Consider the following 11441-nt stretch of genomic DNA (forward strand, 5'->3'; position numbering starts at 1 on the left):
CGAGCGGCAGGCTGACGCCACGCCGTCGGCCGCTGCGGCCGAGCCTCGGCGGATGAGACCACGTCCTAGGCGGATGAGACCACGTCCTAGGCGGATGAGACCACGCCCTCGGAGGATGAGGCAGCGCCCTCAGCGGATGAGACCACGCTCTCAGCGGCTGAGGCCGTGTCACAAGCCCCCGCTCAGCCGGGGAAGCGGCCCAGCTCGCGCCACGCGTCGATGCCGGGGCGCATACCGGCGTCGACATACTCGAACCGCAGCCCCGTCGGCCCGGGTTCGGTGATCACCCAGTGCGGCACGGTCCCCTCGACGAGACCTGTCGTGCCCTCCAGGCCGACTCCGCTGGCCTCGACGGCGATGCCCTCGGCCCGCAGCTCCGAGACCCGCTTCGCCATGTCCTCCTCCCACACGCCGACGTGGTGCACCTCGCCGTGCGCCACCGAGGGGAAGATCCCGGAGACCGTCGCCTCGATGAGCTCGTAGAAGGGCGCGCCCTCCTTGGAGTACACGACCCGGATCTCGTGTCCCGGTCCCGCACCACCGGGGTCGGGAATCCGGATGGCGGCCGGTTCGGGAAAGGAAATCCCATGGTGCAGGGAGAATTGGGCCATGGCCTCCTCCAGGTCGGGAACCACGACACCGATGTGGAAGTAGGGCGGCTCGGTCATAAGGGCTCCGATGCTGTCTGGACACCGTCTCGCACGGGTCGGAGAAACTATTCCTCCCAGAATGGTCAAGAGGCACACGGCTGTCCTCTCTCAAATTGCTCGGAACGCGCGGAGGGCGCCATTCCCGTCGATTGCGCAACCTGGGATAAGGCGTGGAGCCGGACGACCCCGGAGGATCGGGGGAAATCCCGGGCGCGCACGGCCCGGCCAGCGGACGTTCAACAGGAGGACCCATGGGCGCGGTCGGTCGGCACGCGGTGGTCATCGGCGGATCGATGGGCGGCCTCGTGGCCGCCCGCGCACTGTCCGATCGGTTCGAACGCGTCACCGTGGTGGACCGGGACGCGCTGCCCGACGCGCCGCGGACCCGGCGCGCCGTACCGCACGGCGGGCACGCCCACGCGCTGCTGATCCGCGGCCGACGCGCCCTCGAACAGCTCTTCCCGGGCCTTGGCGACGAACTGGTGGAGGCGGGAGCCGTGCGCTTCGACCCCGGCCAGGACCTGCTCTTCCACCAGATGGGCGGCCTGCGCGCCCGGTTCAACAGCGGGGAGCTCGGCATCAGCCTCAGCCGCGCGCTGCTCGAACACACGGTGCGCCGCCGGGTCGTCGCCCTGCCGAACGTGACGCTGCGGGACCGGACGGGCGCCGTCGGCCTCAAGGGCGGCGCGGCACGGATCACGGGCGTCGAACTGGCCGGCGGCGAGGTGCTCGACGCCGACCTCGTCGTCAACGCGACGGGCCGCGGCGGCGGGGGGCCGGACGGCTGGCTGGAGGGCCTCGGCTGCCCGGCGCCCGAGGTCGACACGGTGAAGATCGACGTGGGGTACACGACCCGCCTCTTCCACCGCAAGCCCGGCGACCTGCACGAGGGCGGGCTGCTCTACCTCATGAGCGCGACACCGCCGCACGACAAGCGGGCCGCGGCCGCCTTCGCCGTCGAGGGCAACCGCTGGATGGTCACCCTGGGCGGCTGGCACAAGGCCCACGCGCCGGTGGACCCGGCGGGCTTCGAGAAGTTCGCCGCCGGACTCCCCGCCCCGCACGTCGCCGAACTGCTCGGCCGCGCCGAGCCGGTGGACGACAGCGACGCCCGCAAGTTCACCTTCCCCGCGGCCCGGCGGCGCTACTTCGAGCGGCTGCGGGAGCTGCCCGCCGGCTTCGTCGCGCTGGGCGACGCGATCTGCAGCTTCAACCCGCTCTACGGCCAGGGGATGACCGTGGCGACGCTGGAGGCGCTGCAACTCGGCCGCTGCCTGGACGAGTTCGGCATGCCCTCGGCCGAGATGGCCCGCCGCTACTACCGGGCGGCGGGCAAGGTGATCGACACCCCGTGGCAGATGGCGACCGGCGGCGACTTCGTCTACCCGGAGACCCAAGGGCCCAAGCCGTTCGGCAACAAGGCGGTCAACTGGTACGTGAAGAAGGCGATGCGGGCCAGCCAGACCTCGGTCGCGGTGCACCGCGTCCTGCTCGACATGCAGCACCTGCTTGCGCCGCCGACGGCCATCATGCGCCCCGGGACGGTGCTCCGCACCCTGCGCGCCGCCCGCCGGAGCCGCCCCGACGGGTGATCAGGCCACGTCCCACGACGAAGCGCCGCGTTCCCCCGCCCCGTACGAACCGGGCGGGGGAACGCGGCGTTCGTCGTTCACCGTTCGGCCGGCACCCGGTCCGCCGCGTGGCCCGCCGCGATGAACCCGAAGACCATGGCCGTGGCCAGCGAGGCACCGCCACCGGGATAGACGCGCCCCGTCATCCGCGCGGCCGTCGAACCCGCCGCGTACAGGCCGCCGATCGCCGTGCCGTCCTCGCCGACGACCCGTGCGTGCTCGTCGGTCAGGAGCCCGCCCGCGGTGCCGGTGTCGCCGGGGAACTGCTGGACCGCGTAGAACGGCCCCTCGCGCACCGCGCCCAGGTTGGGGTCCGGGCGGTGCCCCTGGTCGCCGCCCGCGCGGTCGTAGGCGCTGCGCGCGCGTCCGAAGTCCTCGTCGACGCCCGCGTCGGCCAGCTTGTTGAACCGTTCCACCGTCGCGCGCAGCCGCTCGGGGGGCAGGCCGCACAGCCCCGCCAGCTCCTCCAGGGTGTCCGCCCTGCGCAGATAGCCGCTGCGCAGCCACTCCTTGGGGGTGCGGCCGGGCAGCGCGTCGCCGTACGGGTAGCGCCGCCGGTGCCTGCTGTCCATGATCAGCCACCAGTCCGCGCCGTCCTGCTCGTACATCTTCTGCCCGATCTCCATGTAGTTGGCGGACTCGTTGCAGAAGCGGTCGCCGTCGCCGTTGACCATCAGGCAGTACGGGGTCTCGCGCTCCCACACCGTCCCGGCGACGCTCCCGTCGGGCAGCACGGAGACGGGCGACCAGATCGCCTCGTCCATCAGCGCGGTGGCGGCGCCGACGTCCAGGGCGGCGCGGATCCCGTCGCCGGCGTCATGGGGGCCGACCGTGGTCCACCGCGCGGACGACGGCTGCGGGTGGTACCGCTTGCGCATCTCGTCGTTGCGGGCGAATCCGCCCGCGGCCAGGACCACGCCGCGGCGGGTACGTACGGTCCTGGTGCGGCCGTCGGCGCGCACGGTGACGCCGACCACCTCGCCGTTCTCGACGAGGAGTTCGCGCAGCGCGGTGCGGGGTGCGAAGCGCACGCCGAGGCGCTGCGCGACGAGCAGCACATGGGCGACCAGCGCCTGTCCGAGGCTGACCTCGTCACGGCCGAGGGCCTTGCCCCACAGCGTGCGGGAGAGCACGGAGGCCAGGGCGCGGCGGCCCTGGGGCGCGACCCCCGCGAACGGCAGGTCCATCACCTCGCGCACGCTGTTGACCAGCAGCTTCATCTTGAAGCCGGGGACGGTCGCGACCTGCCCGCGCCAAGAGCCGAGCCGGCGCAGGTCGAACGGCCGGGGCAGGATGATGCGCCCCCGCTCGTGGCCGCCGGGCAGCTCGGGGAAGTAGTCCGGGTAAGGGTCGGAGTACTGGAACTCGACGCCGTGCTCGAGCAGGAACTCGACGAGCCGAGGTCCTTCGCGGATGAAGGCGGCCTTCCGCGCGGACGAGGTGACGGGGCCCTCGTCCCCGACGCACTCCTCCAGATACCGCAGTCCCGCCTCGGTCGAGTCGTCGACACCGGCCGCCCGCATCACGGGGTTGTCCGGTATCCACAGCGCCCCGCTGGACAGCGGGACGGTGCCGCCGAACCGGTCGGCGATGTCGATGACCAGGGGGTCCAGGCCGAGGGCGCGCGCACGGACGGCGGCGGACAGACCACTCGCCCCCGAGCCCACGACGACGACGTCGACGGTCAATTCCCTCTCATCGAGGGGCTGTTCCTGTCGCACCGGAGCCGCTCCTTATTTCTTGATTCCCGAATGCCCTATGGCTGCCGATGATGTGGCCATGGTGCGCGGGACCGCACCTTCCAAATTGCTCAGAATCCCGGCGCGCAGAGTGCCCGTGCGGGCGTCCTGGCAGGTCCCGGAGGTTCGGCAGGGGCCTGTAAGACATCGTCCAGAGGGCCTGTAGATCCCATTCAGCGGGCCTGCCGCAAGCTGACCCGGCCTGCCGAGGATATGCGCGCTTCCGCGTCGCCCGGCGTTCCGCCCCTTCCCGCAGGCGCTTCCGGATCGCAGCGAGAGAGGGTCAGAAATGGCGTCCACGCTCTATGGAGTTCCTGACCGATTCGATGTCATCGTCATTGGCGGTGGACCGGCCGGCGCGACGACCGCGGGACTCCTCGCCAAACAAGGGCACAGCGTCCTCGTCCTCGACAGGGAACGCTTTCCCCGATACCACGTGGGGGAGTCCCTGATTCCCGCGTTCATGCGCCCCATGCAGGAATTGGGCCTCACCGAGCGCATGGACCAGCGCGGCTTCGAGCGCAAGTACGGCGGCACCCTGGTGTGGGGGAACGAGCAGATCCCCTGGAACTTCTCCTTCATCAAGGGCGGCCCGCACGCCTACGCCTACCACACCCGCCGCGCCGACATGGACGCCCTGATCCTGGACCGGGCGCGCGAGCTGGGCGCGTACATCATCGAGGACGCCACCGTGAAGGAGGCGATCCAGGAGGACGGCCGCGTCACCGGCGTCCGCTTCACGCTCCGCGGCCTCGACGGCGTCCAGGAGGCCCGCGCCTCCCTGGTGATCGACGCCTCCGGCCAGTCCCGCGTGCTCAGCAGGAAGCTCGCCGACATCTCCTGGCACGACCAGCTGCAGAACGTCGCCGTATGGACGTACTTCGACAACTGCGAGCGGCTGCCCGGCGACGAGTACACCAACATCCTCATCGAGGGCCTCGACGAGGGCTGGTTCTGGGCCATCCCGATCGACAAGGGCACCATCAGCGTCGGTTACGTGACCCGCTCCGCGACGGCCGGCGCGAGCGAGGGCTCCCTGGAGGACCTCTTCCACGAGGAGCGGGAGAAGTCCACCAAGCTCAAGAAGATGCTGGGCAACGCCCGGCAGTCCGCGGGCTTCCGCACCGCGCGCGACTGGTCCTACACCAGCTCGCGCTTCCACGGTGACGGCTGGGTGCTCGTGGGGGACTCCGCGGCCTTCGTCGACCCGCTGTTCTCGACCGGTGTCGCGCTCGCCACGCTCGCGGGCAGCACCCTCTCGAAGATCGTCGACCAGATCCTCAAGCACCCCGACATCGAGGAGAAGGCGCTCGACCGGTACGCGACGGCCTACCGCTCCTTCTTCGACGAGATCCGCCTCTTCGTCGAGCGGTTCTACGACCGCACCAAATACAAGGAGTTCTACTACAGCCTGGCGCAGGAAATGGTCGACCCGGACAAGAAGAACGAGCCCAGCGTCGACTTCGTGACGCTGATATCCGGCCTCAGCGGCAAGCACCCGATGCTCAACATCAGCCTCGACGACCTCGTGGGCGACGTGTCCGATCCGCTGTCGAAGTAACCCACGGAACCCGACGAGGAGGGGTGAGGCGGCTCTCACATGACCAGTCACCAGGTGCAGCTTCTGCTCGCCGATGTCGCGTTGATCCTGTTCCTGGCCCGAGCGCTGGGTGCCCTGGCGGCGAAGCTGCGCCAGCCGCCCGTGGTCGGCGAGATCCTCGCGGGCATCCTGCTCGGCCCGACGCTCTTCGACGGCGTCATGGCCGAGACACTGTTCCCGCCGGACGTGCGCCCCCTGCTCACCGCGCTCGCCAACATCGGGGTGGCGCTCTTCATGTTCGCCGTCGGTCTGGAGATCGACCACGGCACCCTGCGGGGCAGGGGGCGGATGACCGCCGGAGCGGCCATCGGGTCCACCCTGGTGCCCTTCGGCGTCGGCCTCGCGCTGGCGTACTACCTGATGCGGGTCCACGACACCGACAAGCCGGTCGCGTTCACGGTCTTCATCGCGCTCGCCGTGTCGGTGACGGCCTTCCCCGTCCTCGCCAGGATCCTGGACGACCGGGGGCTCTCGCGCACCGCGCTCGGGGCCATCTCCCTGGCCACGGCCGCGGTCGTCGACATCGTCGCCTGGGCGGCGCTCGCCGCCGTGCAGGCCTCGGTCGGCGGCCAGGGCGGGCAGCACTGGAGGGTGGCGCTGATCCTGCCCTTCATCGCCCTCATGCTGACGGTCGTGCGTCCGCTCCTGCGCCGCTTCATGGTGCCGGGCGGCAAGGCCGCGGCGCTGACGCCCGGGTGGTTCTCGGTGGTCCTGGTCGGGGCCCTGGTCTCCGGCGCCGCCACCGAGGCCATGGGCATGCACTACATCTTCGGGTCCTTCCTCTTCGGCCTCGTGATGCCGAGGGAGGGCGCGCCCGAACTGCGCGACGCGATCAACGGCAGGGTGCACCACATCACCGTGCTGCTCCTGCCCATCTACTTCGTCGTGGCGGGTCTCAAGGTCGACCTGAGCGGGATCGGCGCCTCCGAACTCGCCCAGTTCGCCGCCATCATGGTGGTCGCGGTCGCCGGGAAGTTCGGCGGCACCTACCTCGGTGCCCGGGCACGTGGCCTGCCCGCGCGGCCCTCCGTGGCGCTCGCCGCCCTCATGAACACCCGCGGGCTGACCGAGCTGGTCATCCTCGGCGTCGGCCTGGAGGCCGGTCTGCTGAACGAGTCGCTGTACGGCCTGATGGTGACCATGGCCCTGGTGACCACCGCCATGACGGGCCCCCTGCTCACCCTCGTCTACCGCAAGAAGGTCGAGGTCCCCGGCGAGCGCGCCGGCGGCGACGCCCAGGCCGCCGTCCGGGACCCGGCTGACGGCACGGAAGGCCAGGACAGCAGGGGGGAGAACCATGCGCTTGGCCGAACGTGACGAGGAACTGCGCGCGCTCGCCGAGGTACTGGAGGCGAGCGCGCGGGGCACCGGCGGGGCCGTGGTCATCCGGGGCGGCATCGGCTGCGGCAAGACCGAACTGCTGACCGTCCTCAAGAGCCGCGCGGCCGACGCCGGTTTCCTGCTCCTCAGCGCGGTCGGGTCCTGGCCCGAACGGCGCTCACCGGGTGCCGTGCTCAGTCAACTCCTGTGCGACGCGCCGGAGCTGGCGGCGTGCAGGCCGGTCGTCGGCGAGGTCGTCAGGGGCGCGGTCGCGGCCCCCGAGGGCGGCGCGCCCTTCGGGGAGCAGCCCCTGGACTCCGCCACGGCCGCGGCCCTGCACGGCCTGTGCGCCGAGGTCACCCGGGCCGCCGCCCGCGTACCCGTCCTGCTGTGCGTCGACGACGTGCAGTTCGCCGACCCGCTCTCCATGCACTGGATACTCCACCTGCTGCGCGTCCTGCGCTCGGCGCGCATCGTGCTCGTCCTCACCGACTGCACCCTCTCCCGCCAGGCCCACCCGCAGCTCCACTCCGAGCTCCTGCGCCAGCCCAACTACGTGGGGATGACCGTCCCGCGGCTCGGCCCCGACGGTGTGGCCGAACTGCTCGGTGCCGCGCTCGGCGCCCCCCTGGCACGGGAACTGGGCGATCAGTGCCACGCCGTCAGCGGCGGCAACCCCCTGCTCGTACGGGCCCTGGCGGAGGACCACCGCAGGGCGGTCGCCGTGCTCGACCGGGCGCCGGACCGGCTCGTGGTGGGGGAGTCCTTCGGCGACACGGTCCTCAGCTGTCTGCACCGCGGGCGACCCGTGCTCCTGCGCGTGGCACAGACGCTGGCCCTGCTCGACGAGCGGCCCACCGACCCGGCCCGGCTCGCCCGGGTGCTCGACGAGGACGTCACCGTGGTGGCCCGCGGCATCCACGCGCTGGAGACGGCGGGGCTCTTCGACGGCGGCCGGCTGCGCCACCCGCTGGCCCGGAAGGCGGTCGTGGAGAGCCTCGCCGTCGGCGAGCGCCGCGCGCTGCACGCCCGCCTGGCGGCCGTGCTGTACGAGGAGGGAGCCGCGGCCACCCAGATCGCCGAGCACGTTATCGGCGGCGACGTCACCGCGTGCGCCTGGACCGTGCCCGTGCTGCGCGAGGCCGCCGAGCGCTACCTCCTGGCGAACCGGACCGTGGAGGCGCACGCCTGCCTGGACGCGGCGCTGCGCTCCTGCGACGACGACGCCGAGCGGGTGGTGCTGCGTGCCCTCGTCGCGAGTACGGCCTGGGTGCTCAACCCGTCCATGAGCGCCCGCCACCTGGGCGAGCTGACCGTCGCCCTGCGCGCGGGCCGGCTGCCCGACCAGCACGCCCTCAAGCTCGCCAAGTACCTGCTGTGGCACGGCAGGTTCGAGGAGGCCTCCCACGCGATCGAACGGATGGAGGCGCGCGGCCACGACGCCGACCCGGCCGCCGGAGGAGAGCTGCGCGCCACCCGGGAGCTCCTGTCGGCGACGTACCCCGGTCTCGTGGCGGCGCTGCGCCCGGGCCCCGGTGACGCGGCCGATCCGCGGATCCGGGGCGCGGCCTCGCTCTCCCGGGTGCTCGCGAACGGTCCCGACGACCGTGCGGTGGCCGACGCGGAGGCGGCCCTGCGGACGCTGCGGCTGAGCGGTGACACCCAGGAGTGGCTGATGTGCGCGGTGGCGGCGCTGTCCTTCGCCGACCGGCACGAGTCCGCGGCGATCTGGTGCGACCACTGGCTGGGCGAGGCACGGGCCCGTCATGTCCCGCTGTGGGAGGCCGAGTTCTCCTCGCTGCGGGCGGGCATCGCGCTGCGGCAGGGCGACCCGCTGCTGGCGCGCAGGTTCGCCGGGACCGCGCTGGAGCGGGTGCCCGCCGAGAGCTGGGGGGTGTGCCTGGGCGGCCCGGTGGCCAACCTCGTACAGGCGGCGGTCGACACCGGGGACCTCGCATCGGCCGCCGAACACCTGGAGATCCCCCTCACCGAAGGGGTGTTCAACACCCGGTTCGGTCTCTACCTGCTGCACGCGCGGGGGCGCTACCACCTCGCGGCCGGGCACCCGTACGCGGCGCTCGACGACTTCACGACGTGCGGCGAGAAGATGCGCCGCTGGGCGTTCGACCATCCGACGGTGGTGCCCTGGCGCTCCGAGGCGGCACGGGCGCACCTCGCCGTCGGTGAGCAGCGGCGCGCCCAGTTCCTCGCCCGCGAGGAGCTGGAGATGACCGGCCCCGGACTCTCGCGCGCCCGGGGTGTCGCGCTGTGCGCGCTGGCCGAGGTCGGCCCGGCCGCGGCACGCGTGGGGCGGCTGACCGAGGCGGTGGAGAACCTCCAGAAGGCGGGGGACCGGGTCAGGCTCGCGGGCGCCCTCGCCGACCTGGCGCGGGCCCATGTGGACGCGGGCCGCGCCGAACGGGCGCTGCCCGCCCTGGAGATGGCGGTGCGGCTGGCCGACGAGGCCGGTGTCGCGGCCACCCTCGGGGACCTCGGCGAGCAGGCCCGGCGGATCGCCGCCCTGCGCACCGAATCGAGGAGGCCGGAGGCGGCCGTCGCCACGCTGAGCGGGTCGGAGCGCAGGGTCGCGGTCCTGGCCGCGCGCGGCTGCACCAACCGGGAGATCTCCGAACGCCTGACGATCACCGCGAGCACGGTGGAGCAGCACCTCACCCGGATATTCCGGAAGCTGGGTGTCCGATCACGCCAGGAACTGCCCGCCGAGACGGTCCTCGGCGGCTGACGAACCGCGCCACATCCGAAGCAGGGAAGGGAAGGCCAGGGAATGCAGAAGAACACCGGCGGACGGAGTCGGGGTCCGCACTACGACGTCGCGATTCTCGGCAGCGGAATGGCAGGAGGAATGCTGGGGGCGGTCCTCGCGCGCAACGGTGTCAAAGTGCTCCTGCTGGACGCGGGGACCCATCCGCGGTTCGCCGTCGGCGAGTCCACGATTCCCTACACCTCGGGGCTCACGCGCATCATCGCCGACCGCTACAACGTGCCGGAGATCAAGCCGCTTTCCAGTTTCAAGGGCATCATGCGGAAAGTTTCGAGGAACTGCGGCCAGAAGCAGAACTTCGGATTCGTCTACCACGTGGAAGGGCGTTCGCAGGACCCCGGACAGATCAACCAGATGGTGGTGCCCTCCGCGCTGCGCACCGAGACCCACCTCTTCCGGCAGGACATCGACGCCTATCTGTTCCACCTCGCCGTGAAGTACGGCGCCCATCCGCAGCTGGCCACCCGGATAGCGGACATCGAGATCGACCCCGACGAGGGGGCGGTGCTGCGCACCGAGTCCGGCCAGGAGTTCCGGGCGAGCTACGTCGTGGACGGCAGCGGATTCCGCTCGCCGCTGGCCGACAAGCTGGACCTGCGCGAGACGCCCACCCGGGCGCACACCCACACGCGCACCCTGTTCACGCACATGGTCGGCGTACGGCCCTTCGACGACGCGCCGGCCGCGCGCGGGCACGACCAGCCCAACCCCTGGCACCACGGCACGCTGCACCACGTCTTCGACGGCGGCTGGCTGTGGGTGATCCCCTTCGACAACCACGCCGGAGCGGTCAACCCCCTGTGCAGCGTCGGCCTCACGCTCGACCCCCGGATGTACCCGAAGGGAGAGGGCACGCCCCAGCAGGAGTTCGACGACTTCCTGGCCCGCTTCCCCGAGATCGCCTGGCAGTTCCGCGGCGCGGCGGCGGTGCGCCCCTGGGTGTCCACCGGCCGGCTCCAGTACTCCGCCAAGCAGGTCGTCGGGGAGCGGTTCTGCCTCACCTCGCACGCCGCCGGGTTCATCGACGCGCTGTACTCGCGCGGCCTGACCAACACCCTGGAACTGGTCAACGCGCTGGGCTGGCGGCTCATCGCCGCCTCCCGGGACGGCGACTGGTCGCTGGAGCGCTTCGGCTACCTCGAACCGCTCCAGCAGGGGCTTTTCGACTTCCACGACGACCTCGTCCACAGCTCCTTCGTGGGCTTCGGGGACTACGAGCTGTGGAACGCCGTCAACCGCACCTGGATGCTTGGCACCATGCTCGGGAACGTCATGCTGGAGGACGCGCACTTCCGCTTCTCGAAGACCGGCGACGACTCGATATTCCGGGACCTGGAGAAGAGCGAACGCCCCGGGTCGCCGCTCCCGGTCAGCGCGTCGTTCAACGAGATGGGCCTTCTCACCCGCGATCTGTGCCGCTCGGTCGAGGCCGGCGGAACAGACCCGGGGGACGCCGCGGCACGCATTCTCGGGCACATCAAGAACGCGGACTTCATTCCCCCCGTGTTCGGCTTCGGGGAACGTGACATGCGCTGCTTCAACATGTCACCGATGAAGATGATGAAAAACGCCGTCTGGTGCCGCAGGGACGCTCCGCCGGAAATGGGAAAGCGCATGATCAGCGCATCGAAGGGCTTGGTGAGCATGCGGATACGAGGGGGCCGCTGAATCCCCCTACCCGGACGCTAGGGGGATGCCGACAACCGCCCTGAATAGTCA

Annotated in this window: 7 protein-coding genes; 5 read left to right on the plus strand and 2 right to left on the minus strand. The window is 71.5% G+C overall.

Going from position 1 to position 11441, the window contains the following annotated elements; all coding sequences use genetic code 11:
* Window positions 1-182: 182 nt before the first annotated feature.
* Window positions 183-668: a VOC family protein gene (locus AB0L89_RS06425; protein ID WP_365135201.1), complete on the minus strand. Its 486-nt coding sequence runs from the start codon at window positions 666-668 to the stop codon at window positions 183-185.
* A 233-nt stretch (window positions 669-901) separates the two neighbouring features.
* Here AB0L89_RS06425 and AB0L89_RS06430 point away from each other — a divergent pair, with 233 nt between their 5' ends.
* A complete protein-coding gene (locus AB0L89_RS06430; protein ID WP_365135204.1) occupies window positions 902-2242 on the plus strand; it encodes a monooxygenase in 1341 nt (446 codons plus the stop codon).
* A gap of 77 nt (window positions 2243-2319) precedes the next feature.
* Here AB0L89_RS06430 and AB0L89_RS06435 read toward each other — a convergent pair whose 3' ends face one another.
* A complete protein-coding gene (locus AB0L89_RS06435) occupies window positions 2320-4002 on the minus strand; it encodes an FAD-binding protein (protein ID WP_365135207.1) in 1683 nt (560 codons plus the stop codon).
* A 307-nt stretch (window positions 4003-4309) separates the two neighbouring features.
* Here AB0L89_RS06435 and AB0L89_RS06440 point away from each other — a divergent pair, with 307 nt between their 5' ends.
* From AB0L89_RS06440 to AB0L89_RS06455, 4 genes are read left to right on the plus strand one after another with little or no spacing between them, the layout of a single operon-like run.
* Entirely contained in the window at window positions 4310-5581 is a 1272-nt protein-coding gene (locus tag AB0L89_RS06440; RefSeq protein WP_365135210.1) for an NAD(P)/FAD-dependent oxidoreductase, read from the plus strand.
* 39 nt (window positions 5582-5620) lie between these two features.
* Window positions 5621-6937, plus strand: a complete 1317-nt coding sequence (locus tag AB0L89_RS06445; protein ID WP_365135213.1) for a cation:proton antiporter — start codon at window positions 5621-5623, stop codon at window positions 6935-6937.
* Window positions 6924-9683, plus strand: a complete 2760-nt coding sequence (locus AB0L89_RS06450; protein ID WP_365135216.1) for an AAA family ATPase — start codon at window positions 6924-6926, stop codon at window positions 9681-9683. The genes AB0L89_RS06445 and AB0L89_RS06450 overlap by 14 nt, the downstream gene beginning before the upstream one ends.
* A 42-nt stretch (window positions 9684-9725) precedes the next feature.
* Window positions 9726-11390: a tryptophan 7-halogenase gene (locus AB0L89_RS06455; RefSeq protein ID WP_365135219.1), complete on the plus strand. Its 1665-nt coding sequence runs from the start codon at window positions 9726-9728 to the stop codon at window positions 11388-11390.
* The last annotated feature ends 51 nt before the right edge of the window (window positions 11391-11441 follow it).

It is taken from the genome of Streptomyces sp. NPDC052114, from assembly GCF_040680155.1.
Taxonomy (GTDB): domain Bacteria; phylum Actinomycetota; class Actinomycetes; order Streptomycetales; family Streptomycetaceae; genus Streptomyces.

What these genes read in the sequence shown, in the direction of transcription:
- AB0L89_RS06440 (WP_365135210.1), top strand. Translation starts at nt 4,310, where the DNA reads ATGGCGTCCACGCTCTATGGAGTTCCTGACCGATTCGATGTCATCGTC.
- AB0L89_RS06455 (WP_365135219.1), top strand. Translation starts at nt 9,726, where the DNA reads ATGCAGAAGAACACCGGCGGACGGAGTCGGGGTCCGCACTACGACGTC.
- AB0L89_RS06430 (WP_365135204.1), top strand. Translation starts at nt 902, where the DNA reads ATGGGCGCGGTCGGTCGGCACGCGGTGGTCATCGGCGGATCGATGGGC.
- AB0L89_RS06445 (WP_365135213.1), top strand. Translation starts at nt 5,621, where the DNA reads ATGACCAGTCACCAGGTGCAGCTTCTGCTCGCCGATGTCGCGTTGATC.
- AB0L89_RS06425 (WP_365135201.1), bottom strand. Translation starts at nt 668, where the DNA reads ATGACCGAGCCGCCCTACTTCCACATCGGTGTCGTGGTTCCCGACCTG.